We start from the raw sequence: 23,171 nt of genomic DNA on the forward strand, positions 1-23,171 counted from the left end.
CGTTCATCTGACCGCCAGGATACTGCCCGGCACCGAATACAGCGCCCGCTCGGTATTGCTGCCGATCAAGCGGTCAATCCCCAGCCGATGCACAGTCCCCATCACCACCACATCGGCCAGGTACTGCTCGACGAAGTCACCGATCGCCGGCACCGGCGGGCCCGGGACGAAGTGCCGGCGCTCCGGCGGGATGGCGTAGCGCTCCGCCAGGGTGACAAACGCCTGGTGCAGGGACTCACGCAGCTCTTCGACGACGTCCATGCCCCAGCCACCGCTGACCAGCGGTGCATCGCCATTGAACGCCGGCGACAGGTCATAGGCGTACAGCAGGTGCAGTGGCGCATCGCATTGCAGGGCCAGGGCATTGGCGGTCTGGATGATGGTGTCGTTCAGGCCGCTGATCTGTGTCGATGGATCGAATGGATCCACCGCCGCCACGACCCGGTGCGGCAACCCGTAGCGGGCCTGATTGACCAGGTGCACGGGGACCGGGCACTCACGCAGCAAATGACAATCGAGCGGCGTGATGAACACCCGCTTGAGCAGCGGTTCCAGGCTGGCGTCCTTGATCAGCAGGTCGGGGCCGAGCTCCTCGACCGTCTTCAGGATGTCCAGCAGCGGATGGGTGGTGAACAGCACGTCGACGGTCGCCTCCAGCCCCAGGTCGCCGAGCCGCTGGGTCTCTTCGGCCACCCAGCGGCGATGGCGCCGCATATAACGCTGATAACCCGCCTCGTCGATCTTCTCTTCCCACAAGCGCACGACCGGTGCTGGCTCGGCGAAGGCACGTACATGCAGCGCAGCCCCGCTGGCCTTGGCCAGCGCAACCGCCCGCAGCGAGGCAGGCGACTGATGCAGGGTTGGATCGGCGATCAGCAGCAAATGTTGGTAATGCCCCATCACACACCTCGCTCAGGCACCGGTCGAACAGGCCGGCATGCGCCAAGAGTGCGCCTTGTCCCCCGATGCGCGGTTTGATTTACATCAGGTGCCGATCAATGAACGAGGCCTGTCGCCTGTGTCTGATCCAGATCAGATCCGCGTGCTGTCAGCAGGGTAAATAAAACCGAACAAACCGCGTGTGCGCCCTGCCGCACACGCCCCTGCGGCCGTATGGAGAACCCCATCATGCTCACTGTCAAAGACCACAACGAACGGGCCGCCGGCGTCTACGCCGCGGTCCCCGGAGAACACTGGATCGAAGCGCTGAGGGACGGCCGTCATGTGCTGATCCGGCCTCTGGCGGAAAAGGACCGCGAGCGGGAGTACGCCTTTATCAAGCGCCTGTCTCCCGAATCCAGGCACATGCGCTTTCTTGCCCAGATCAGCGACCCCAGTGGCGCCTTGCTCGATCAGTTGATGAACACCGACGGCAAGCAGCGCATGGCCTACGTCGCGCTGGCTCACGATAACGGACAACTGATCGAGATCGGCATCAGCCGCTACGCCGCCACGGGCGAGCACGAATGCGAATGCGCGGTGACCGTCGCCGACGAATGGACGCAGCTGGGCCTGGGCACCTTGTTGATGGAGCACCTGATCAAGGCGGCCCGCCAGAACGGCTTTCGCCAGATGTATTCGATCGACGCCGCCAGCAATGCGCCCATGCGCGACCTGGCCAAGGCCCTGGGTTTCGAACGCAGTCACGATCCCGACGACAGCCGCCAGGTCATCCATCGCCTCCATCTGTAAAACCGCCGCCCTTGGCGTGCCGGCCAGCGGTCCGCCAGGGGCGACTCACCCTCGATTACAGCCTCTTGTCCGGTTTTATTGCCAGCACACTGCAAGGTGTCCGATGCAAAAGTTGCTCGGCGGTGCTGCCCAAGAGTTTTTTCAATCCCTTGTGCCGCACGGTTCCCATGACAATGACGTCAGTGCGGTGGGCAATCGCGAAATCACAGATGCACGACAGCGGCGTACCCTCGATGAAGTGGCGACGCTCCGGCGGCACGCCATGGCGTTCGGCCAGTGCCGCGAATGCCTCGAATTGCGCCTCGCCCAACACTTCGTAGATCCCGGCGCTCAACGGCAGCACGCCAACCCCCATGTCCTGGGCATACACCGCGGCCCAGTCATACACATGCACCAGCTCGAGTCCGGCGGCACATTGCCCGGCCAGCTTTACCGCGGCATCGATAATCTGGTCATTGAACACCTTGTCCTGCTCGTCGCTGCGCAGCACATCGACGATGGCCAGCACATTGCGTGGCCGCGGGTTGAAGGCATTGGTCACCAGGTGCACCGGCACCGGACAATCCCGTAGCAGCTGCCAATCCAGCGGGGTGAAGAACACGCGCTTCAAGGCCGGCTCTTCTTCGGCATCCTTGACGATCAGGGCCAGGGGCATCTCATTGACCAAGTGCAGGATTTCTTCGAACGGGCGGTGCACCCAGACCACTTCGCTGGTGACCTCGATGCCCTGTTCGCTCATCGAGCGAGCTTGCTCGTCAAGCCATTGCCGATGGTTTTGCAGGTACCCGTCCCGGGCCTGGGCGATCTGTTCGGGCGCGAACAGGCCGGCCACCGCCAGCGCCTGCAGATAATCGAAGGCCACGATATGCAAGGGCAATTGCATCGCCCGAGCCAGCGCCGCGGCGCGGTCGAACGCTGGCGTCCGGTTCATGGCTGGCGGGGCAATGAGCAGTAAACGCTGAGTCTGTGACATAAGGCACCTCGGCACGCGGTCGTCTAAAAACCCTGGCTGGAATTGCAGATTGAAGGTTTCAGGACCGGGTGACTTGATCTTTGTCAGCTACCCGAAGCGACAGGCTTCAGTACAACCAGATGCCGGCCCACATCGCCAACGTCAGCAGTACCTGGCCGGGAATGACATAAGCGGCGAAGCGGTGCCCGCCGCTGACCCAGGCCACCAGGCATTTGCTCAGGGAATTGCTGCTGACCACGATCAGCACCGGCGTGGCGATGGCCTGGAACGGCAACTGGCCGGATTTGGCCAGGGAGGCTATCGACGCCGTCGAGGAATGGGCGTCGGCGAAACCGCTGAGGGTCGCCGTGACCATCACCCCTACTTCGCCAAAGTGGCTCAACATCACCGACGACAGGAAAGTAATAGCGGTCATGGCCAGCGTGACGAGCAAGGCCAGCTTGAGGTTGAACGCGCCGCCGACCTTGATCGGCTGGCGGGTGCCCTGGGCGGGTGCGGGAAACATCAGGCACAGGCCATACAATGCCGTGGCGGCCGCACCGGCGAACAGCGGCCCCCACATCGGCCCCAGCAGACCGGTATCGACCGCGCCGAGGATCAGGCCCACCTGGGTCAGGGTGGCCAGGTTGGAGAGCAACGCCGCCGCGCCCAGGACCTTGATGCTGTCCGGTTCCTTGGCAGCGATATGCCCCATGGCGGCGATGGTCACCGTGCTGGAGGCGAACCCCGAGGCGATGGCACTGATCGCATAACCGTAACGCGTGCCCAGGTTACGGACGGCGATATGGCCTATCGCGCCCACGGCCATCAGCAACACGGTCAGGGTGCAGATGGTGCGCAAATTGATCGCGGCATAAGGCCCGATGTAACGATCCGGCGCCAGCGGCAACACCACCAGCGCGGCGATCAGCAGTACCAGGCCGTCGCGCATTTCCGCTTCGCTCAGTTGGCTGCGGGCGAAGTGATGCAACTTTTGTCGATAGGCCAGCAGCCCGCCCATCACCACGCCAATGGCAATCGCCAGTTCCGGCGCCGTACCGCACATCGCCCCCAGCGCCAGTACCGTGAGCAACGCCACTTCGCTGGTCACGCCCGGGTCGCTGCCCAGGCTTCGCCAATACGCCACGGTGACCAGCATGGCCAGGCAGATCGCCATGATCCCCAGCAGCAGGCCACCACCGACCTGCATGGCCACGTACCCCAGCAGCGCGGTAATGGCGAATGTGCGCAACCCGGCACAGGCACGGCTGTCTCCTCGCCCCTTGTGCCGCTCGCGCTCCAGGCCGATAAGCAGGCCGATGCCCAGCGCAGCCGCCGCGCCCTCCAGGCCAAGGGTCGCACTCATAGAACCTCCATCCGGATGAACCTGCCGCCCTGGCCACGAGGGTCACTTCACCAGGCCTGGGCAGGCTCCCTTGCTGGTCGTCGGGGCGGATCGGTTGCCGGCGGCCCGAGGGGCATCCCTCGTCTGGCCAGGGCTGGCCGGCCAGGCATGCGGCGCATCGATGCGCGCCCTGAGTTGACCGACGAAGGCCGTTGCGGCTTCCAGGCTGTCGAAGTCCACTTCCAGGGCATCCATGTGCACCACCCAGCCGTGGCCTGCCGGTTTTTCTGTAATGTCGATGATCATCGATCACCTCCGCGCAAACACGAACGTCAACCGCCCCGGTATCACGGGGTAATCGCGACCTTCATGACCCCGTCCCGCTGGTGAGCGAACAGCTCATAGGCGGCTTCGATATCGTCGAGCCTGAAGCGGTGGGTCACCAGCGGCGACAGGTCGACCCCGCCGCTTTGCACCACTGCCATCAAGCGACGCATGCGTTCCTTGCCGCCGGGGCACAGGGTGCTGACGATGCTGTAGTCGCCCAGCCCGGCGGCGAAGGCGTCGAGCGGGATGTGCAGGTCGCTGGAATACACGCCGAGGCTGGACAACCGCCCGCCGGGCCGCAGCACGCGCAAGGCGGACTCAAAGGTGCCCTGGGTGCCCAGGGCTTCGATGGCCACGTCGACGCCACGGCCATCGGTGAGCGCCATGATCTGCTCGACCACGTTGCCGTCCCTGAAGTTGACCACCTGGGTCGCCCCCAAGCGTTTGGCCACCGTCATGCGCTCGGCCACGGCATCCACGCCGATGATCTGGCTGGCGCCTTTGAGCCGCGCACCGGCCACCGCGCAGAGGCCGATCGGGCCCAGGGCGAATACCGCGACGGTGTCGCCGATATTGACCTCGCCACGTTCGGCCCCGGAAAACCCGGTGGACATGATATCGGGGCACATCAGCACCTGTTCGTCGCTGAGGCCGTCGGGGATCGGGCACAGGTTGGCCAGGGCATCCGGTACCAATACGTACTCGGCCTGGCAACCGTCGATGATGTTGCCGAACTTCCAGCCACCGATGGCGCGAAAGCCATGACGGGTGTCCGGGCCGTCCTGGGAAGCGCAGCCGCACAAGCAGGCATAGCTTTGCCCGCTGGGCGTGATGGCCCCGGCAATCACCCGCTGCCCCTCGGTAAAGCCGCGCACCTGCGAGCCCAGCCGCTCGATGATGCCCACCGGTTCATGACCGATGGTCAGGCCCTTGGCCACCGGGTACTCGCCACGCAGGATGTGCACGTCGGTGCCGCAGATCGTCGTCGTGGTGATACGCACCAGGGCATCCAGCGGGCCCACTTCGGGGATCGGCTTTTCATCGAGCACGATCCGGTTCTTTTCAACGAAAATTGCCGCTTTCATGGTGGCCATGACGATTCTCCGGTCCGGTGCCCGCTCTAGAGTCCAGCAAGACGTTCAGGCTGCGCCGGAAGGAAGGCCCTGGGGTTGATCATGATCAACAATTCATCGATGGAGCCCTTTGCGCCCAACCACACGTCTGCCGGCCTGCTCCACGACCGGACGGGTTGATACAGATCAAGCGCGCGCCACCGGCCAGAGGCAGGATCGGGGCAAGGTTTCACGACCGAAGACGCATCGTTGCCGATACCTGCAACTACCCACGGGAGATTTGTCATGTCCGAGCAAGCACGTTTCATGCTGGTCGCCTCGCCACTGATGGAGAACAGTCCGGCCTTCGATCGGGCCGCCGCGCTGGCCAGGGCCGAAGATGCAGCCCTGCACATCGTCGCCTTCGACTACCTGGAGGGTCTGGCCACGGCCAGCCTGGTCAACGAACAGGCCCTGGAGCAGATGCGCCTGGGCTACGTCGAGCGCCATCGTCAATGGCTTGAAGAGCAGGCCCGCCCGATGCGCAAACTGGGTGTCACCGTCACCACTGAAGTGGTGTGGGTGCAAAACCCGCTGCAGGAGATCCTGACGCACCTCAAGGAACAGCCCATGGCCCTGCTGATCAAGGCCCTGGAGCATCAATCGCGGCTGTCGCGGGTGTTCTTCACCCCCCTGGATATCCACCTGCTGCGCGAGTGCCCGGTGCCCCTGCATTTTGTCAGCCATCTACAGCATGCGTTGCCACGCAAGATCGTCGCAGCGGTCGACCCGTTCCATCGCGATGGTCAGTACCAGGACTTCAACGACCGGATACTGCATGAAGCCTCGAAACTGGCCAGCGCCTGTAACGCCGAACTCGACGTGATCTATGCCCATGACCTGTCTTCCATCGACGCGGACGAATTCAACTTCGACCAGAGCTCGACGTTTTTCTCGTCCAGCAAAGTCAAGACCCTGTTCGACGCACAGGGCGCCGCCTTCAACGAACTGGCCGAACGCAACGGCATTCCAGCGGAACGCCAGCACATGATCATGGGCAACCCGGCCAAGGTCCTGACCAGCTACGCAGACGCCTATGACGTCGACGTGATTGTCATGGGCAGGGTCGGTCATCGTGGCGGCCTGGGGCGCCTGATCGGCAGCACGACAGAGCAGTTGCTGTACAAGATGCCTTGCAGCGTATGGGTGGTTTCGCCCGAGGTGCTGACGGCTGAATAAAACGCCTTTTCAGAAGGCCTGCCCCGCGCGCCTGGCCGGCATCGAACGCCGCCCGGGGCGCCCGGCAACCTCGCGGCCTGTACCGGTCAGCCAGCACCGCGCGCCACTTGCGTGAGGTAGGCGCAGAACATGTCTGCCATCGCGTCGGCGTAGGTCTGGATCTCTGCGGCGCTGCGCGGGCTTTCTGAAAAGTCCTTGCCTACGCTGCTGAGCGTGGTGGTGATCAAGTCGGCAGCCAGGGCGCGGGTTGCCTGCGGTGCGTCGGGCAGCGCCTCTTCCATGAAAGCCTGGAAGATCCTCTCTCCTTGCGCCTTCACGGCCTGCGCTTCGGGGGCGTGGCGATACAGCGGCGCGGCGTCGTTGAGCGCCACGCGCATCCTGGCTTCCTCGCACTCGGACTGGATAAACACCCGGACCAGCACGCGCAACCGTTCCAGCGGGGCTTTGCCAAGGTCTTCGAGGATGCTGCGCAGCATCTGCGTGGTCTGTTGCCACTCATCACTTTGCAACCGGAACAGGATCGCCGCCTTGTTCGGGAAGTATTGGTACAGCGAACCGATGCTGACGCCGGCCTTCTCGGCCACCCGCGCGGTGGTGAAACGCTGCGCGCCTTCCCTGGCCAAAACCTGAGTAGCGGCTTCCAGGATCGCCGCGACCAGCTCCGTCGAGCGCGCCTGTTTAGGGGCTTTTCGCGAGGAAACCTGCGGGGTCCGGCGATTGCTCATGACGGCCCCACGGGGCCGGAGCCAATGCGAATAGCGGGTGGGGGCACTTGCTCATATCCTCTAAATGCGACGAATTGATCGCATTTTAGCCACGCGCCGCCAGGCGTCAATTTTGGAAGGGATACCCCCATGACCAGCACACTGACTACTTCCCCGCTCGCGCCCTTGCTCAATCGCCTGTTCGACCAGGCCCATACGGCAACCAGCCCGGCCGTCGCCGGCATCTCCCGCGAAGAACGCGAGCGCCTGATGCACAGCAAGACCGAATACCTGGATTTCTATGGCCGCCTGAAAGACCTCTGGCTGCCGGTTTCACGCGACACCGGCGGGCTGCTGTACATGCTGGCGCGCAGCACCCGGGCCCGGCACATCGTCGAATTCGGCACCTCGTTCGGCATTTCGACCCTGCACCTGGCCGCGGCCCTCCGCGACAACGGCGGCGGCCGCCTGATCGGCAGCGAGTTCGAGGCGTCCAAGGTGCAACGGGCGCGCCAGCACCTGCTCGAAGGCGGCCTGGCTGACCTGGTGGAGATCCGCGAGGGCGACGCGCTGAAGACCCTGGCGGTCGACCTTCCGGAATCCATCGACCTGCTCCTGCTCGACGGCGCCAAGGCGCTGTATGCCGATATCCTGGCCCTGGTCGAAAGCCGCCTGCGCCCGGGCGCGCTGATCGTCGCCGACAACACGGACTACTGCCCGGACTACCTGGCCCGGGTCCGTTCGCCCGGCAGCGGCTATCTGTCCGTGCCCTTCAGCGACGACGTGGAACTGTCGATGCGGCTCGGCTGAGTCGCCCCTGGAAGACGAGGTCCTGAGCAGGGCCGGGGGCTGATCACCTGCGACCTTGCCATGCCCTTGAACCTCGACCCTGCCGCTCAGCGATCCTCGCGCCCTTCCTCCTCCGACGGATACAGCGCGAGGTAGCTGTCGACGGCATCGCCTATGGTCGGGAAGAACGCCGCTTCGCCAAACCGTGCGAACAGGCCGAACCGCTTGAGCTTGTCCTTGACCGGGTCTTTCATCTGCGCCACGCACAGCTTGATGCCGGCCTGGTGCAGGGTATCGTCCAGTTCCGCCAGCATGTCGGCGGACGTCACGTCGACGCTGGTCACCGGTTCCGCCGCCACCACCAGCCAGCGCACCGGTGTCGGCGAGGCCGCCACGGCGTCCAGCACCCGGTCGTGGAACAGCTCGGCGTTGGCGAAGAACAACGGTGCATCCCAACGAAACAGCACCACGCCGGGGATCAGGCGCGCATCGGGATAACGCGTGATGTCGTGATAGCCCTTGATCCCTTCCGCCCGTCCCAGGACCGCCGAGTAAGGGCGCCAGCCATCCCACAGGAACTCGATGACGGCAATCACGATGGCCAGGCCGATGCCTTCGATCGCGCCCAGCACGGCCACGCCGACGGTGCAGACGATGGAGAGCCAGCACTCCCAGCGCTGGATGCGGTAAATCCGCCGCAGGTCGCGGATTTCGATCAGGCCGATGGCCGATGCGATCACCACCGCGGCCAGGGCGCTGATGGGCAGGTCCTCCAGCAGGTCCGGCGCCAGCATCAGCAGCAAGGCCACGGCCAGCGCGCCGACGACCCCGGTCAACTGGGTTCTGGCGCCGGCGGCCTCGGCCACGGGGGTGCGCGAGGAACTGCTGCTGATGGCAAAGCCCTGGAAAAGACCGGCCGCCAGGTTGGCGACGCCAAGCCCGACCATCTCCTGGTTCGGATCGACATAGCTGCGGGTCCGCGCCGCGTAGACCCGCGAAAGCACGCTGGTATCGGCGAACGAAACCAGGGCCACCGCGCAACCGCCGATCAGCACCGGGCCGATATCGGCGCGGGTGATCCAGGGGATGGCGAACGCCGGCAGGCCCTGTGGCAGCTTGCCGAGGACCGACACGCCGGAGTTTGCCGCCAGGTCCAGCGCGGCGACGGCGACTGTCGCGGCGGTGACGGCGATCAGGATCCCCGGCACACGCTTGCTGTCCTTGAACAGCAGGATCACCCCCAGGGTCGCGGCGCCGACCAGGCAGGCGGTCCAGTTGGTCTTGCCCTCCAGTATCGCGGTGACGATGGCCCACAGGTTGCTCAGCGGCCCGTCGGCCTCGACCGAAAAGCCGAAGAACTTCGGCAACTGGCTGATCAACACCGTCAGCGCGATGCCGTTCATGTAGCCGTAGCGGATCGGCTTGGACAGCAATTCAGTGACAAACCCCAGGCGCGCGATGCCGGCCAGGACGCACACCGCCCCGGCCACGATGGCCATCATCCCCGCCAGGGCCACCGCGCGCTGCGGGTCGCCGCCGGACAATGGCAGGACCACGGCGAGAATCACCGCGGCCAGCGACGAATCCGGCCCCAGCACCAGGATCCGGCTGGGCCCGAACAGTGCATAGGCGAGCAACGAAACTATGGTCGCGTAGAGGCCATAGATGCCGGGCAGGCCCGACGCCACCGCGTAGGCGATGCCGACAGGCACCAGCACCGTGGTCAGCACCAGCCCGGCTTCGAAGTCGTGGCGCAACCAGGCCATCCGGTAGTCCTGCAGCATGCGCAGCCCGGGCAGCCAGCGGCTCCAGCGGTTGTGCCCGGCGCCGGCATCCCGGCGGGCAATCCGGCCGGGCTCCGGGACGGGCGGTGGAGAACCCGAGTGGTTCATGGAACGCTGGTCCTTTGTGTGCGGTGCGGATGTGCCTGGAGGCGCCGGTCAGAACTTCTGTGGAACCCGCCGCAGCGGATGGTCCGACGCCCGATAGCCGCCCGGCTTCTGGCGTTTGGGCAACACCACTTTCTCTCGTGGCACTTCCTTGTAGGGAATGCGGCTGAGCAGGTCGGAGATGATATTCAGGCGCGCGCGGCGCTTGTCGTTGGAGTCGGCCACCAGCCAGGGCCCATGTTCGGTGTCGGTGGCCTTGAACATCTCGTCGCGGGCGCGGGAGTAGTCATACCAGCGGCTGTATGACTTGACGTCCATGGGCGTCAGCTTCCAGATCTTGCGGCCATCCTTGATCCGCGCTTCGAGGCGGCGGGTCTGTTCTTCCGGGCTGACTTCCAGCCAGTACTTGAGCAGGATCACGCCCGAATCGACGATCGCCCGCTCCACCAGCGGCACCGCCTTGAGGAAGGCGACCGCCTGCTCTTCGCTGCAAAAGCCCATCACCCGCTCGACGCCCGCGCGGTTGTACCAGCTGCGGTCGAAGATCACCACTTCGCCCGCGGCGGGCAGGTGCGGCAGGTAGCGTTGCAGGTACATCTGGCTTTTCTCGCGGTCGGTCGGCGCCGGCAGCGCCACCACCCGGAACACCCGCGGGCTCAGGCGTTCGGTCAGGGCCTTGATGGTGCCGCCCTTGCCGGCGCCGTCGCGCCCTTCGAAGACGATGCAGATCTTGATGCCCTTTTCGCGCACCCATTCCTGCAGCTTGACCAGCTCGACATGCAGCCGCCGCAACTCGTCCTCATAGTCCTTTTTGCTCAGCTTCGCGTGCTCAACGGCAGTGCCCTTGGTGGCGCCCTTGTTGTTTTTTGCCATGACCGGAACCTCGTGCCAGACGTTATAGATCGCGTGAGTCTAGTCGATGATCCGCCATCCACAGGGCTGCCCAGGCCGGCCGGGAGCGCGGCGAGGACCAGCGCCCCCGCCCGCTCGTCCCAGGCTCAAAACACCGCGATATGGGCATCCGTGCGCGGTTCGGTGCCGCCGCACAGCACGCCGCTTTGCGGGTCGCGCAGGATGATCTGCCCGCGCCCGTAGCTGGTCAGGTCGCAGGCCACCTGCACCTCGTGCCCGCGCCGCGCCAGGGCGGCGCTCATGTCCCGCGAGGCGTTCTGTTCGATCCCCACCTGCAGCCCGCCCAGCCATTGCCAGCGCGGCGCATCCAGGGCCGCCTGCGGGTTGAGGCCGAAATCCACCAGGTTCATGACCATCTGCACATGCCCCTGGGGCTGCATGTAGCCGCCCATCACGCCAAACGGCCCCATTGGCACGCCGCCCTTGCTGAGGAAACCCGGAATGATGGTGTGGAAGGTCTTCTTGCCGGGCGCCAGGCAGTTGGCGTGCGCAGGATCGAGGCTGAACTCTTCGCCGCGGTTCTGCAGGGCGATGCCGCTGTCGGGCAGCACCACGCCCGAACCGAAACCGTGATAGTTGCTCTGGATGAACGACACCATGTTGCCCTCGGCATCGGCGCTGGCCAGATAGACCGTGCCGCTGGCGTGCGGGTCGCCCGGCTGCGGGGCCTGCGCCTGTTCGCCGATCTGCGCCCGGCGCCGGGCCGCATAGCGGTCGCTGAGCAAATCCTCCACCGCGACCCGCATATGCGCGGGGTCGGTGATGTAGTGCAGACCGTCGCTGTAGGCCAGCTTCATCGCCTCGAGCTGGCGGTGCCAGGTCTGCTGGCTGTCGCGGTGATCGAAGTCGAAGCCTTCAAGGATCTTCAGGGTCATCAGCACCACCAGGCCCTGGCCGCTCGGTGGAATCTCCCAGACGTCCACGCCGCGATAGTTGACCTTGATCGGCTCGACCCACTGCGCGCGGTAATCCTGCAGGTCGCTGGCGCGCAGGTAACCGCCGGTGGCCCGCGAGTGCTGGTCCAGGCGTTGCGCCAGGGCACCCCGGTAGAAACTTTCGCAGCCGCTGGCGGCCAGTTCCGCCAGGGTCCGGGCTTGCGCGGGGTTGCGAAACATCTCCCCGGCCCGGGGTGCCCGGCCGTCGATCAGATAGGTGTCGAACCAGCTGTCGAGCACGGTGTTGCGGCTCGGGGTGAAGTTCTCCAGCGCGCTTTGCCATTGCAGGGCAACCACCGGCGACACCGGGAAACCGTCGTGCGCCAGGCTGATGGCGGGCTGCAGCAAGTCGGCGAATGGCAGACGGCCGAAACGCTTGGACAGCTCGGCCCAGGCTGACGGGCAACCCGGCACCGTCACTGGCGTCCAGCCGTGCAACGGCATCTGTTCATGGCCGGCGGCTTTCACCGCCTCGATGCTCAGGGCCTGGGGGGCCACGCCGTTGGCATTCAGGCCATGCAGTTTGTTCTGGGTCCAGACCAGGGCAAAGGCGTCGCCACCGATGCCGCAGCCGGTGGGCTCGACCACGGTCAAGGCCGCCGCCGTGGCGATCGCGGCGTCGATGGCGTTGCCACCGCGGCGCATGATTTCAATGCCGGCCTCGGCGGCCAATGGCTGGGACGCCGCGACCATGCCGCGCTTGGCGAACACGCTTTGCCGCTGGGAGGCGTAGGGATACTCGTGGGCAGAAAATTTGAACATGGCAAGACTCACACAAGATTGAGGATTCGGGTTCACAACACCCGGCTGAGAAAGGCCCGGGTCCGGGCGTGGCGGGGCTGGCTGAAGATCTGCTCGGGCGGGCCCTGCTCGATCAGCTCACCCTGGTCGAGCACCACCACCCGGTCGGCCACTTCGCGGGCAAAGCCCATTTCGTGGGTGACCACCACCATGGTCATGCCCTCCTCCGCCAGTTCCTTCATCACTTGCAGCACTTCGCCCACCGTCTCCGGGTCGAGGGCGCTGGTCGGCTCGTCGAACAGCATCGCCTGGGGTTTCATCGCCAGCGCCCGGGCGATCGCCACCCGCTGCTGCTGGCCGCCAGACAACATTGAAGGATAGTGGCCGGCCTTCTCCGCCAGCCCCACCCGCTTGAGCAGTGCCCGCGCCTGTTGCTCCGCGGCGGCGCGCGGAACGCCGAGCACGTGGACCGGTGCCTCGATGATGTTTTCCAGGGCAGTCATGTGCGGGAACAGGTTGAAACGCTGGAACACCATGCCGATGTCCCGGCGCTGGCGGGCGATGTTGCGTTCCGAGTCGCGCACCAGGCTGCCATTGGCCCGCGTGCGGTAGCCCATGGGCTGGCCGGCGACGCGGATCTGCCCGGCCTGGATGTCTTCCAGCAGATTGATGCAGCGGATAAAGGTGGTCTTGCCCGAGCCGGAGGCGCCGATCAGCACCACCACTTCGCCGCGCCGGACTTGCAGGGAGATGCCCTTGAGGATCTCCAGGTCGCCGAAGGACTTATGAATATCCAGGGCTTCGATGACCAGTTCTTCACTCATGTGCGCCATGCTCAACGCCCCCTCAGCAGCTTCATGGTGTTACGCCCGAACAGGCGGCTGGCCGCCGGCGCCGGCCGCTCGGACTGGCCGAAACGGCTCTCCAGCCAACGCTGGAAAAAGCCCCAGAGCGTGGTCAACGCCAGGAAGTAGATAGCAACCACCAGGTACAGCTCGAACACCCGGAAGGTCGCCGAGGTGACCATCTGGGTACTGAGCAACAGCTCTTGCACGCCGATGACGCTGACCAGGGTGGTGTTCTTCAGCATCACGTTGAACTCGTTGCCCAGTGGCGGGACTATCACCCGGAACGCCTGGGGCAGCACGATGCGCCGCATCAGCTTGGGGAAGGTCATGCCCAGGGAGCGCCCGGCCTCGTACTGGCCTTTATCCACCGCACCGATGCCGGCGCGGATGATCTCGGCCATGTACGCGCCTTCGTTGAGGCCCAGGGCGATGATCGCCGCCTGGATATTGCCCGGCACCACGAACCAGCCCAGGTCCAGGTCCTCGAAGCGGAAAATCCCCCCGGCCGCCAGCGCCGTGTACAGGAACACGATCTGCACCAGCAGCGGCGTGCCGCGCATCAGCCACACATAAAAGCGCACCGGGTACTGCAACAGCGGGTTGCGCGACAGCTTCATCAGCGCCGCCAGCAACCCCAGCACACAGCCCAGGAGCATGGCCGACACGCTGATCAGGCAGGTCAGCCCGAGCCCCGTCAGGTAGACATCGCTGGGCAGCAACAGGTACTGCCAGAACACGTCCCAATTGAAGTTCATCGAGCCTGCCCTCAGTCCAGTTTGTCGCTGCCGACATGCCATTTATCCAGCAACGCGGCGTAGCTGCCGTCGGCGCGCATGTCCTGCAGGATCGTGCCCAGCGCCGCGCTCAGTTGCGGGTCCTGCTTACGCACGCCGAAGCCAGTGAGGATCCGGTTGAACGCCGGCACCGCCGACTGGAACAGGTCCGGGGCCAGTTGCTGATAGTGCCCGGCGGATTCCACCGTGGTGCCGAAAGCGTCCACCTGGTTGATGCGCAGCGCCTGGAAGGCATCGGCGTCGACGTTGTACACCACCAGTTTCATCGGTGGCTTGCCGGCCGCCACCAGCTTGTCGTTCTCGGCGCCGAGCAGGAGGCGGATGGTCGAACCGTTGCTCACCGCCACCTTGAGCCCGGACAGGTCCTCCAGGCTGTTTACCGCTTTCGGGTTGCCCTTGGGCACCACGATCGACTGGCTGGAGTACATGAAATTGACGATGTCGATCACTTCCCGGCGCTCGGGCTTGTCGAACAACTGGTCGACGATCATGTCGCATTGCTGCGCCAGCAGCGCCGGGATCAACCCGGCGAAAGGCGAGATGCGCCACTCGACTTGCTTGCCGCCCAGGCGCTGGGCAATCGCCTCGCCCATGTCCACCTGCAGCCCGACCGGTTTCTGTTGCGTGTCGAAGGACACCAGCGGCGGCGAGTCCATGCCGGAGCAGTAGACGATCTTCTCGCTCTTGCTCAAGCGCTCCGGCAACTCGGGGGCGGCTTGCGCCCATTGGGGACAACCTAGATTCAGGAAACATAGACTCAAGGTAAGAACGGCAGCTGACGCGCAAGGCTTGTGCATGGCATTACTCCAGTCATGTCGGGTAGCAAGGGGGGATCGCGCTCACGGCAGGCGTTAAGCGCTCGGCAAGAAATGCGATTTTTTACTGATGGGCCTCCAGGAACTGGATCAGCCGCGGGATGGTGCCTTCGATGTGCTCGCACACCACCTGCGCCGCCTTGTCCGGGTCGCCGGAACGCAGCGCGGCAATGATCGAGGCGTGTTCGTCACGGGCGCTGCGGGGCTTGTCGGCGTGTTGCAGCCACAGGCGCATGTGCGGCTCGATCACCGAATACAGCGCCGAGATCTGCCGCATCAGCCGCGGGCGTTCGCTCAGGCTGCACAGGTATTCATGGAAGGCGCGATGGCGGCTGACCCACTCGGCGCCGTCTTCGCGGTAGTCATCCATCTCATCGAGCAGGCGCTCCAGATGGCTGAAATGGCGCTCGGTGATCTTGCCCACCGCCACGCGGATCGCCAGGCCTTCGAGGGCGCTACGCATTTCGAAGACTTCGCGCATTTCATCGATGTTCAGGCCACGGACAATGGCCCCGCGATTGGGCCGCAAGGTCACCAGGCCATCGGCATCCAGGCGCCGGAAGGCTTCGCGCACCGGCATGCGGCTCATGTTGATTTCGCTGGCGATGTCCTCGGCAATCAACCGCTCGCCAGTGCGGAAGCGCCCTTTGCAGATCGCTTCCAACAGAAAGTTGTAGGCCTCCTCCTCCGCGGTCACGGGCTGGCGCTCGGTATAGGCTGGGGCGAATTTCATCGGCGGCACCTTTTGTATTTTTGTATCCAATTATCCATATAGCCAAAACAGCACATTGCGTGCCAAGGACCCGCCGCGTTGTGCAGGTGCTTGATTCGGTTGGTTTTTGGTTAATCAGAAAGGCTGGCGAAGAGAATTGCTGATCACGACAGCGAGTGAAAACGCCCCAGGACGGGGCTCATGGTGCGCAGAACAGGTGCTGGCGGTAACACCGGCTGCAGGCGAGTCACCCGAGGTTCTAACGGCCTCCTTGCAGGAAACTCACCGCCGCCGCGCTGGACGCGGCATAGAGGCTGGGACTTGAGTGCGGCATCCGGCAAACACGCTGCACGACCGCGCTCCCGATACGCCTGGAGTGTTGATCGATGTCCATGACCTCGTCGAAGCTGGTCACTGCTGCACCGGGTATTTTTTGCAGGACCTCATCAACGACCCGGGCGATATCGGTGAAGCGGATACGGTGGGTGAGAAAGGCCTCCACAGCCACCTCATTCGCGGCATTGAGCACGGTGCTCATCGCCCCGCCTTCACGGATGACTTCAAGGGCCAGGGCCAGACACGGAAACCGCGCCAGGTCGGGTGCTTCGAAGGTCAGCGTGGCGACTTTCACCAGGTCGAGCGGTTCGGCACCAGAATCGATACGCTGGGGGTAGGCCAGCGCATGGGCAATCGGTATGCGCATATCCGGACTGCCCAGTTGCGCCAGCACGGACTGGTCGCGATAGACCACCATCGAGTGAACGATGCTTTGCGGGTGTATCAATGTCTCGATGCGTTCGGCGGGAATATCGAACAGCCAGCGCGCCTCGATAAGCTCCAGGCCCTTGTTCATCATGGTCGCCGAGTCGACGGAAATCTTGCGCCCCATGCGCCAGTTCGGATGGGCGCAGGCTTCGTCCGGAGTGACCTGATCCAATGTCTGTAACGGGCGATTCCTGAACGGGCCTCCAGACGCGGTAAGGATCAGTCGCTGCACGTCTCCGGAAGCCCGTTGTGCGCCGTGCAGACACTGGAAAATGGCATTGTGTTCGCTGTCCAGCGGCAGGATGGTCGCCCCCGAATTCGCCGCGGCTTCCATGAACAGCGTACCGGACATGACCAGGGCTTCCTTGTTGGCCAGAAGTATCTTTTTCCCGGCCCGCGCGGCACTCAAAGTGGGCGGCAATCCGGCTGCGCCGACGATAGCGGCCACCACCGTGTCGCAGTCGGCGGCACAGGCTGCCGCACACAGAGCCTGTGCCCCGCATTGAACTTCGGTATTCAACCCGGCTGCCTGCAAGTTGGCTTGAAGTTCGATGGCGTGGTGCGGCTCACTGACAATCGCCAGTGCCGGACGAAACTTCAAACACTGCCGATAGAGTTTTCCTATGTTGCGATGTGCCGTCAGGCCATGAATAACGGCCGTCTGCGGATTGCGCGCGACGACATCCAGCACATTGTCGCCAATAGACCCGGTGGAACCGAGAACAAACAGCCGCTGCGACATGATTTATCGTCCTGAAGTAGAAAGTTAATCCATGTTCTTACAGAACAAACAGCAACTTACTTAGAACAATGAAACGATCACTTTAAAAAATGGCAGTAAAAAAACCGCACTCGAATGTTGCCTCGCTGGCAACGGCGCCGGGCACCCGGATTTCCGGTTTGCCAAGGCTAGCAAGGCAAAATCCATTAGCCAGTGCAGCCGCTGAATAAATCGAAATAAGCGAATTACAAAGCGCTGCCAATTGTTCTATCGAGCAAAAAATTGAATTAATGTAGGCATCTAGCAGACTCGAGCATTCGAAATAAAACCATCGCAGCCTGAAATTAAAAATTATAGGGCGCACTCTTGCAGCGCTTTGGAAACTGCCTAATGTGAGCACTCACGTTACATCGCATAAAAAGTCTCATCTCGACAAAGTCTTGTCCCGATATAGTTGTCATGCGCTTTACGCAATAAAAATTGCCAGCACAATTATGGAGTTGTATCGGAGGTTTCATGGAAGAAACACTTATTCTGGTCAATAAAGACGACTGTCAGACCGGGTTTGCGGAAAAGCTGCATATCCATCAGCAAGGGCTCTTGCACCGGGCTTTCTCGATTTTCATCTTCGATCGACAGGGCCGTTTGCTGTTACAGCAACGGGCGCTGGGCAAGTATCACTCTCAGGGTTTGTGGACCAATACCTGCTGCGGCCATCCACGTCGCGGCGAGACCACCGAGGCCGCGGCCAGGCGCCGGCTGTTCGAGGAAATGGGGCTTGAATGCGAGCTGCGGCTCGTCTCCCAGCTGCTCTACCATGAGCAGGTTTCCAACCAGTTGATCGAGCATGAATACGACCATGTGTTCGCCGGCATCTGCCAGCAGGATCCGGTCGCCAATCCCGAGGAAGCGCTCGCCTGGCAATGGCTGAGCCTGGCGCAAGTATCCCAGCGCCTCAGCCAGGCGCCACAGACCTTCAGCATCTGGTTTCGCCGGATCTTCGAACGCCACGGAATCATCGGTTTGCGCGCCTGGCAAGAGCAGGCGCGAAGCGCCCTGTTCGATGCGTGGCGGCACGCCATCGTCGAGCGCACCGAACGCATGCTCGAGCAGCAATTGCCCTCCTCCGAAACCTTGCCATCGGCCCTGCACCAGGCCATGCGTTACGCCGTGCTGGGGGGTGGTAAACGTATGCGCCCACTGTTGTGCCAGGCTGCCGGCCTGGCCGCCGGAGCCAACCCGGCGGCGCTGGACATGGTGGGGGCCGCGCTGGAAATGATGCACGTCTACTCGCTGGTCCATGACGACTTGCCCGCGATGGACGACGATGAGCTGCGCCATGGCCGTGCCACCGTGCATGTGCAGTTCGATCAGGCCACGGCGATTCTGGTGGGCGATGCCTTGCAGTCCCAGGCATTCATCACCTTGCGCCGTGTGCCGGTGGCGGCCGAGCGTCAGGCTTTGCTGATGGGTGAGCTGGCCATGGCGGTCGGTTCACTGGGCATGGCCGGCGGTCAGATGATCGACATCGGCAGTGTCGGTCAGGCGCTGGACCTCACCCGGCTCGAGCAGATGCACCGGATGAAGACCGGCGCCTTGATCCGGGCCGCGCTGCGCATGGGCGCCCTGTGTGCCGAGGGCGCGCCGTTCGACCTCGAGCCCCTGGATCGCTACGCGGCCGCGATCGGCCTGGCGTACCAGGTGGTCGACGACATCCTCGATGCCACGGCCGACACCGCGACCCTGGGCAAGACCGCCGGCAAGGATGCCCAGGACCACAAACCCAACTACGTTTCGCTCCTTGGCCTGGAGCCTTCGCGACGACTCGTCAGGCAACTGGACGAGCGCGCGCACCAGGCACTCGAGCCGCTGGCTGAACGTGCGGAGCAGCTGCACGAGCTGGCCGACCTGGTGATCAACCGCTTGCACTGACTCGCTCTCCCCGCTCACGGGAATACGTGGGCATGGCTCAACGGAAGGAATCCCAGCATGTTCGAGCTACTGAACACGGTAAACACCCCGGCCGACCTGCGCGCCCTGCATAGTGCGGCCCTCGCTCCCCTGGCGGATGAGTTGCGGGCGTTCATCCTGCATAGCGTCTCGAGCACGGGTGGGCACCTGGCCGCGAACCTGGGCACCGTCGAGTTGAGTATCGCCCTGCACTATGTGTTCGACACGCCACGGGACCGGATCGTCTGGGATGTCGGCCATCAGTCCTATGCCCACAAGATCCTTACCGGACGCCGCGAGGCCATGGCCGGCATTCGTCAGTTGGGCGGGATTTCCGGCTTCCCCAGGCGCCAGGAGTCGGAATACGACGCCTTTGGCACGGCCCATTCCAGCACCTCGATTTCCGCCGCGCTGGGCATGGCGCTGGCGGCACGCCACAGTCGCGAGCCACGGCACAGCATTGCGGTGATCGGCGATGGTGCCTTGAGCGGTGGCATGGCATTCGAAGCGATGAACAACGCCGGCCTGTACCAGGACCTGCCGCTGCTGGTGATCCTCAACGACAACGACATGTCGATTTCGCCCCCCGTCGGCGCCCTGCGGCACTATTTCGGCAAGCTCACCGCCCAGCGCTGTGCGGTGGCGGTCAAGGAACGCATCAAGCACTTGCTGCAGGAAGCACCGGTCCTGCGCGAGCTGGCCCATCGCGCCGAAACCCAGGTCAAGGGCCTGATGACCTCGGCCACGCTGTTCGAAGCTTTGGGCTTCAACTACAGCGGCCCCATCGACGGTCACAACCTGGACGAACTGATACCGGCGCTGCAAGCGCTCAAGGACCTGCGCGGGCCCCAGTTGCTGCACATCGTCACGCAAAAGGGCCACGGCTACTCGCCGGCCGCCGCCGACCCGGTGCTCTATCACGGCCCGGGCAGGTTCAACCCGGTGCAAGGCATCCTGCCCGGCGCAGCCAGCCAGCCGACCTACACCCAGGTGTTCGGCCGCTGGCTTTGCGATGAGGCAGAACGGGATGCGCGGGTCGTCGCGGTGACCCCGGCGATGCGCGAAGGCTCGGGGCTGGTGGAATTCGAGCAACGATTCCCCGCGCGCTACTTCGATGTCGGGATTGCCGAACAGCACGCGCTGACCTTCGCCGCCGGCCTGGCAAGCGAGGGGCTGAAACCGGTGGTGGCGATCTACTCGACGTTCCTGCAGCGGGCCTATGACCAGTTGATTCATGACATCGCGATCCAGAACCTGCCCGTGGTGCTCGCCATCGACCGCGCCGGCATCGTCGGCGCCGATGGTGCGACCCACATGGGTGCCTTCGACATCGCCTTCCTGCGCTGCGTGCCGAACCTGGTGGTGATGGCCCCGGCGGACGAAAACGAATGCCGGCAGATGCTGCATACCGCCCTGCTCCAGGACGGTCCTTGCGCGGTGCGCTACCCACGGGGTGTCGGCAGCGGGATCGCGGCCCGCTCCGAGCTGACGCCGCTGGCACTGGGCAAGGGCGAAATGCGGCGGATTTCCAGCCAGTCGTCGGGCTGTCGCATCGCCATCCTGGCCTTCGGTTCGATGCTGCTACCCGCGCTGGGTGCGGCCGAAACCCTCGATGCCAGCGTCGCCAACATGCGCTTTATCAAGCCTCTCGACGGCGCCCTGATCGAGCGGCTCGCGTGCAACCACGACCTGTTGGTCACCCTGGAAGAAGGTTGCGTGATGGGCGGTGCCGGTTCGGCTTGCCTGGAGTATCTGGCCACCACCGGGCTCTCGCGCCCCGTGCTGCAACTGGGCCTGGGCGATCAATTCATCGAGCACGGCGCGCCGGAAAGACTGCTCGGGCTCTGCGGCCTCGATGCCGAGGGCATCAGCGCATCGATCCACGCTTTCCTCGTCGAGCACAGTCTGCAAGACCCGGTCAGTGACCACGCAACGGACAGGCTTTCGCTGCGTGCCAGAGCCTGAAGTGAATCTTCACAAGGAGACAGCCATGAGCATTCAAGCCAGAGAGCCAGCCATCGCCGATGAAACCCGTCTGCCGTATCGCGTCATCCAGGGTTCCAGTGTCGATACCTATCAGGAAAAGGTCGTTTATACCTACGGAGACAGCCCCGAAGATTGGCGCAAGGCCATTGGCAACTACATCCTGTTCCAGTTCGGAGTCTATGACGATCCTCGCTCGACGCCGCCAATCAGCCTCGACGAATCGGGAATTCGTTATTTCGAGCGACAACTGAAACTGGCCGGCCTGGAAGAGCCCGATCGGCCGCCGCTCAGGCGCATTCTCGATATCGGCTGTGGCTGGGGCTACATCCTCAAGTACCTGGCCGAACGTTTCCCGGAATGCCAGCGCCTGGACGGGGTGAATGTCAGCCGGCGCCAGCTGGAGTACTGCGCGAAGTTTCACGCCGAGCAAGGGCTGTCGGAGCGGATCGATCTCTACCTATGCAATGCCAAGGACATCGAGTTGTTGCCCGACGCGGATGAGCCTTATGACCTGGTGATCATTCGCGGAGTGATCTCGCACTTCCCCGACGAACTGTACGAAACCGCCATGCGCGCCCTTGCCGGCCGGGTTCGCCAGGGCGGCAGCGTGATCATCTCGGACAACCTCTACAACACTCCGCCGCAAGCCTATACCTCCGATACCCCGGACGAGGTCGACCGGCTGGCCTGCAAGCACCGCAAGGCGCCGGGGTACTTTCGCGATGTGCTCGAACAGAGCGGTTTCACCCTCCATGACATGCGGGTCCTGCCGGCCAATATCGATGTCGCCCGCTGGTTGATGGACGCCAAGGCCAACATCGAAAACAAAGAGCTATTTCCCCATGGGGTCACGGGCGCGCTGGAGGAACTGCGGGTGCTGGCGGAGAACTGGTCGGTGGCGCTGCTCAAGAACAAGGTCTCGACCTATAGCGTGATTGTCTGCAAAAAATAGGGCAGCGACCGGAGATTAATCATGGAAGTGTTCTCGATGGTAGAGCAAGACAGCATCGTCCCCATCACCTTCTTGCCTGGGCGCAAGCGCAGCGAAACCGGCCTGGAAGAAACGGTGTTGCCCTACCCCAATGGTTGGTTCTGCGCCTGCTTCAGCCATGACCTGAAACCCGGACAGGTACTGACAGTCCCGTTTATGGGGCAGGAGCTGGTTATATATCGAACCATGTCCGGTATTGCCCGAGCCATTGACCCTTATTGCCCCCATCTTGGTGCCCATCTGGGGCATGGCGGGAATATTGTCGGGGAGGAGCTGGTTTGCCCTTTTCATGGGATGGCATTTAACCCAGATGGCATTTGTGTGGGGATCCCCAGTGGCCAAAAGCCGCCGACCGCCGCGTTGACGCAGCGTTACTCGACCGAAATCAATGGCGGGATATTTATCTGGTGCCATGAAGGCTCTCTCCCTCCCTATTGGCAGTTGCCGATATTGCATCCAGAAGGTTTTTCTCAGAGAAGGTACAAGACATTCAACCTGCAAGGGCTCTGTCAGGACATGACAGAAAACAGTTCCGATGTTCTCCACTTTTCTTACTTGCACGGACTTCAAGACGTTGACACTCAACATCAAGAGGACGGCATAAAGATGACCTACATTATGCAAGCCAAGTTTCTTGGTCAGCAGGTCAGTATGAAAATCGTCTGCTATGGCCTGGGGTTTGCCTTCGGTGAAGCGTCATTCCCGCGCTTGGGGTTGATTGCTCGAACGCAAGTGACAGGAACACAAACCGCACCGCGGAAATGGACGCTGAGAATGAGCGACGATCTCCATATTGCAAAAATAGAAAAACTTCCTCGTTTTCTGCGCTACATCAGCTACACCATTTTGCTGCCCTATGCTCATCGCTGGTTTGTGAAAACGGTACAGGAGGACTTCGAAATCTGGAACAACCGGAAATATATGGAGCGCCCGCACTTTATGAGTGGTGAAGGCAACATTGCCATCTATCGCCGCTGGTCCGCACAGTTCTACCCAACAGGAAAATCATGAA

General features: G+C 63.4%; 21 protein-coding genes. 7 read left to right on the plus strand and 14 right to left on the minus strand.

Going from position 1 to position 23,171, the window contains the following annotated elements:
• Positions 1–3 precede the first annotated feature (3 nt).
• Positions 4–900, minus strand: coding sequence for a universal stress protein (locus DK261_RS28690; RefSeq protein ID WP_009049008.1), 897 nt, complete (start codon positions 898–900; stop codon positions 4–6).
• Positions 901–1,128: 228 nt separating this feature from the next.
• On the opposite strand from DK261_RS28690, the gene DK261_RS28695 reads away from it, so the two are divergent.
• The gene (locus tag DK261_RS28695) at positions 1,129–1,692 is read left to right on the plus strand and encodes a GNAT family N-acetyltransferase (RefSeq protein WP_009049007.1); all 564 of its coding nucleotides are present in this window, start codon (positions 1,129–1,131) and stop codon (positions 1,690–1,692) included.
• A 55-nt stretch (positions 1,693–1,747) separates the two neighbouring features.
• Here the strand turns inward: DK261_RS28695 and DK261_RS28700 are convergent, their stop codons facing one another.
• The 4 genes from DK261_RS28700 to DK261_RS28715 all read right to left on the minus strand — a co-directional run bounded on the left by DK261_RS28700 (position 1,748) and on the right by DK261_RS28715 (position 5,410).
• On the minus strand, positions 1,748–2,665 hold the full coding sequence (locus DK261_RS28700; protein WP_110177166.1) for a universal stress protein: 918 nt from the start codon (positions 2,663–2,665) through the stop codon (positions 1,748–1,750).
• 106 nt (positions 2,666–2,771) lie between these two features.
• The gene (locus DK261_RS28705) at positions 2,772–4,010 is read right to left on the minus strand and encodes a DUF4010 domain-containing protein (protein ID WP_016702962.1); all 1,239 of its coding nucleotides are present in this window, start codon (positions 4,008–4,010) and stop codon (positions 2,772–2,774) included.
• A gap of 42 nt (positions 4,011–4,052) precedes the next feature.
• Positions 4,053–4,295 carry a hypothetical protein gene (locus tag DK261_RS28710; protein ID WP_016702961.1) on the minus strand — a complete coding sequence of 81 codons (243 nt, stop codon included), beginning with the start codon at positions 4,293–4,295 and terminating at the stop codon, positions 4,053–4,055.
• A gap of 41 nt (positions 4,296–4,336) precedes the next feature.
• Complete coding sequence (locus DK261_RS28715; RefSeq protein ID WP_016702960.1) at positions 4,337–5,410, minus strand: NAD(P)-dependent alcohol dehydrogenase; 1,074 nt, start codon at positions 5,408–5,410, stop codon at positions 4,337–4,339.
• Positions 5,411–5,674: 264 nt separating this feature from the next.
• On the opposite strand from DK261_RS28715, the gene DK261_RS28720 reads away from it, so the two are divergent.
• Positions 5,675–6,607 (plus strand): universal stress protein, encoded by a 933-nt coding sequence (locus tag DK261_RS28720; protein WP_110177168.1) that lies wholly within the window; start codon positions 5,675–5,677, stop codon positions 6,605–6,607.
• An 86-nt stretch (positions 6,608–6,693) separates the two neighbouring features.
• Here DK261_RS28720 and DK261_RS28725 read toward each other — a convergent pair whose 3' ends face one another.
• Positions 6,694–7,332, minus strand: a complete 639-nt coding sequence (locus DK261_RS28725; protein WP_110177170.1) for a TetR family transcriptional regulator — start codon at positions 7,330–7,332, stop codon at positions 6,694–6,696.
• Between the two features lie 129 nt (positions 7,333–7,461).
• Here DK261_RS28725 and DK261_RS28730 point away from each other — a divergent pair, with 129 nt between their 5' ends.
• Positions 7,462–8,121: an O-methyltransferase gene (locus DK261_RS28730; RefSeq protein WP_053269050.1), complete on the plus strand. Its 660-nt coding sequence runs from the start codon at positions 7,462–7,464 to the stop codon at positions 8,119–8,121.
• Positions 8,122–8,207: 86 nt separating this feature from the next.
• On the opposite strand, the gene DK261_RS28735 is transcribed toward DK261_RS28730, so the two are convergent.
• From DK261_RS28735 to ispC, 8 genes are all read right to left on the minus strand, one after another.
• Positions 8,208–9,992 carry a SulP family inorganic anion transporter gene (locus DK261_RS28735; RefSeq protein WP_110177171.1) on the minus strand — a complete coding sequence of 595 codons (1,785 nt, stop codon included), beginning with the start codon at positions 9,990–9,992 and terminating at the stop codon, positions 8,208–8,210.
• 48 nt (positions 9,993–10,040) lie between these two features.
• Entirely contained in the window at positions 10,041–10,862 is an 822-nt protein-coding gene (gene ppk2 / locus DK261_RS28740) for a polyphosphate kinase 2 (RefSeq protein WP_009048999.1), read from the minus strand.
• Positions 10,863–10,987: 125 nt separating this feature from the next.
• A complete protein-coding gene (locus tag DK261_RS28745; RefSeq protein WP_009048998.1) occupies positions 10,988–12,598 on the minus strand; it encodes a gamma-glutamyltransferase family protein in 1,611 nt (536 codons plus the stop codon).
• Positions 12,599–12,630: 32 nt separating this feature from the next.
• Entirely contained in the window at positions 12,631–13,410 is a 780-nt protein-coding gene (locus tag DK261_RS28750; protein ID WP_009048997.1) for an amino acid ABC transporter ATP-binding protein, read from the minus strand.
• A 2-nt stretch (positions 13,411–13,412) separates the two neighbouring features.
• Positions 13,413–14,180 carry an amino acid ABC transporter permease gene (locus DK261_RS28755; protein ID WP_028683948.1) on the minus strand — a complete coding sequence of 256 codons (768 nt, stop codon included), beginning with the start codon at positions 14,178–14,180 and terminating at the stop codon, positions 13,413–13,415.
• A gap of 11 nt (positions 14,181–14,191) precedes the next feature.
• Positions 14,192–15,016 (minus strand): ABC transporter substrate-binding protein, encoded by an 825-nt coding sequence (locus tag DK261_RS28760; protein WP_177411738.1) that lies wholly within the window; start codon positions 15,014–15,016, stop codon positions 14,192–14,194.
• An 82-nt stretch (positions 15,017–15,098) separates the two neighbouring features.
• The gene (locus DK261_RS28765) at positions 15,099–15,767 is read right to left on the minus strand and encodes a GntR family transcriptional regulator (protein WP_009048994.1); all 669 of its coding nucleotides are present in this window, start codon (positions 15,765–15,767) and stop codon (positions 15,099–15,101) included.
• Positions 15,768–16,005: 238 nt separating this feature from the next.
• Positions 16,006–17,253: a 1-deoxy-D-xylulose-5-phosphate reductoisomerase gene (gene ispC / locus DK261_RS28770; protein ID WP_009048993.1), complete on the minus strand. Its 1,248-nt coding sequence runs from the start codon at positions 17,251–17,253 to the stop codon at positions 16,006–16,008.
• Between the two features lie 495 nt (positions 17,254–17,748).
• Between ispC and idi the strand changes: the two genes are divergently transcribed.
• The 4 genes from idi to DK261_RS28790 are packed head-to-tail and all read left to right on the plus strand — an operon-like array spanning position 17,749 to position 23,170.
• On the plus strand, positions 17,749–19,164 hold the full coding sequence (gene idi / locus DK261_RS28775; protein WP_016702938.1) for an isopentenyl-diphosphate Delta-isomerase: 1,416 nt from the start codon (positions 17,749–17,751) through the stop codon (positions 19,162–19,164).
• Between the two features lie 57 nt (positions 19,165–19,221).
• A complete protein-coding gene (dxs, locus tag DK261_RS28780) occupies positions 19,222–21,147 on the plus strand; it encodes a 1-deoxy-D-xylulose-5-phosphate synthase (protein WP_110177175.1) in 1,926 nt (641 codons plus the stop codon).
• Between the two features lie 25 nt (positions 21,148–21,172).
• A complete protein-coding gene (locus tag DK261_RS28785; protein ID WP_110177177.1) occupies positions 21,173–22,120 on the plus strand; it encodes a cyclopropane-fatty-acyl-phospholipid synthase family protein in 948 nt (315 codons plus the stop codon).
• 21 nt (positions 22,121–22,141) lie between these two features.
• Positions 22,142–23,170 carry a Rieske 2Fe-2S domain-containing protein gene (locus tag DK261_RS28790; protein WP_103331241.1) on the plus strand — a complete coding sequence of 343 codons (1,029 nt, stop codon included), beginning with the start codon at positions 22,142–22,144 and terminating at the stop codon, positions 23,168–23,170.
• Position 23,171 lies beyond the last annotated feature (1 nt).

It is taken from the genome of Pseudomonas sp. RW409 (assembly GCF_003184125.1).
In the GTDB taxonomy this organism is placed as follows: Bacteria; Pseudomonadota; Gammaproteobacteria; order Pseudomonadales; family Pseudomonadaceae; genus Aquipseudomonas; species Aquipseudomonas chlororaphis_I.

What these genes read in the sequence shown, in the direction of transcription:
- DK261_RS28690 (WP_009049008.1), bottom strand. Translation starts at nt 900, where the DNA reads ATGGGGCATTACCAACATTTGCTGCTGATCGCCGATCCAACCCTGCAT.
- DK261_RS28695 (WP_009049007.1), top strand. Translation starts at nt 1,129, where the DNA reads ATGCTCACTGTCAAAGACCACAACGAACGGGCCGCCGGCGTCTACGCC.
- DK261_RS28700 (WP_110177166.1), bottom strand. Translation starts at nt 2,665, where the DNA reads ATGTCACAGACTCAGCGTTTACTGCTCATTGCCCCGCCAGCCATGAAC.
- DK261_RS28705 (WP_016702962.1), bottom strand. Translation starts at nt 4,010, where the DNA reads ATGAGTGCGACCCTTGGCCTGGAGGGCGCGGCGGCTGCGCTGGGCATC.
- DK261_RS28710 (WP_016702961.1), bottom strand. Translation starts at nt 4,295, where the DNA reads ATGATCATCGACATTACAGAAAAACCGGCAGGCCACGGCTGGGTGGTG.
- DK261_RS28715 (WP_016702960.1), bottom strand. Translation starts at nt 5,410, where the DNA reads ATGGCCACCATGAAAGCGGCAATTTTCGTTGAAAAGAACCGGATCGTG.
- DK261_RS28720 (WP_110177168.1), top strand. Translation starts at nt 5,675, where the DNA reads ATGTCCGAGCAAGCACGTTTCATGCTGGTCGCCTCGCCACTGATGGAG.
- DK261_RS28725 (WP_110177170.1), bottom strand. Translation starts at nt 7,332, where the DNA reads ATGAGCAATCGCCGGACCCCGCAGGTTTCCTCGCGAAAAGCCCCTAAA.
- DK261_RS28730 (WP_053269050.1), top strand. Translation starts at nt 7,462, where the DNA reads ATGACCAGCACACTGACTACTTCCCCGCTCGCGCCCTTGCTCAATCGC.
- DK261_RS28735 (WP_110177171.1), bottom strand. Translation starts at nt 9,992, where the DNA reads ATGAACCACTCGGGTTCTCCACCGCCCGTCCCGGAGCCCGGCCGGATT.
- ppk2 (WP_009048999.1), bottom strand. Translation starts at nt 10,862, where the DNA reads ATGGCAAAAAACAACAAGGGCGCCACCAAGGGCACTGCCGTTGAGCAC.
- DK261_RS28745 (WP_009048998.1), bottom strand. Translation starts at nt 12,598, where the DNA reads ATGTTCAAATTTTCTGCCCACGAGTATCCCTACGCCTCCCAGCGGCAA.
- DK261_RS28750 (WP_009048997.1), bottom strand. Translation starts at nt 13,410, where the DNA reads ATGGCGCACATGAGTGAAGAACTGGTCATCGAAGCCCTGGATATTCAT.
- DK261_RS28755 (WP_028683948.1), bottom strand. Translation starts at nt 14,180, where the DNA reads ATGAACTTCAATTGGGACGTGTTCTGGCAGTACCTGTTGCTGCCCAGC.
- DK261_RS28760 (WP_177411738.1), bottom strand. Translation starts at nt 15,016, where the DNA reads ATGCACAAGCCTTGCGCGTCAGCTGCCGTTCTTACCTTGAGTCTATGT.
- DK261_RS28765 (WP_009048994.1), bottom strand. Translation starts at nt 15,767, where the DNA reads ATGAAATTCGCCCCAGCCTATACCGAGCGCCAGCCCGTGACCGCGGAG.
- ispC (WP_009048993.1), bottom strand. Translation starts at nt 17,253, where the DNA reads ATGTCGCAGCGGCTGTTTGTTCTCGGTTCCACCGGGTCTATTGGCGAC.
- idi (WP_016702938.1), top strand. Translation starts at nt 17,749, where the DNA reads ATGGAAGAAACACTTATTCTGGTCAATAAAGACGACTGTCAGACCGGG.
- dxs (WP_110177175.1), top strand. Translation starts at nt 19,222, where the DNA reads ATGTTCGAGCTACTGAACACGGTAAACACCCCGGCCGACCTGCGCGCC.
- DK261_RS28785 (WP_110177177.1), top strand. Translation starts at nt 21,173, where the DNA reads ATGAGCATTCAAGCCAGAGAGCCAGCCATCGCCGATGAAACCCGTCTG.
- DK261_RS28790 (WP_103331241.1), top strand. Translation starts at nt 22,142, where the DNA reads ATGGAAGTGTTCTCGATGGTAGAGCAAGACAGCATCGTCCCCATCACC.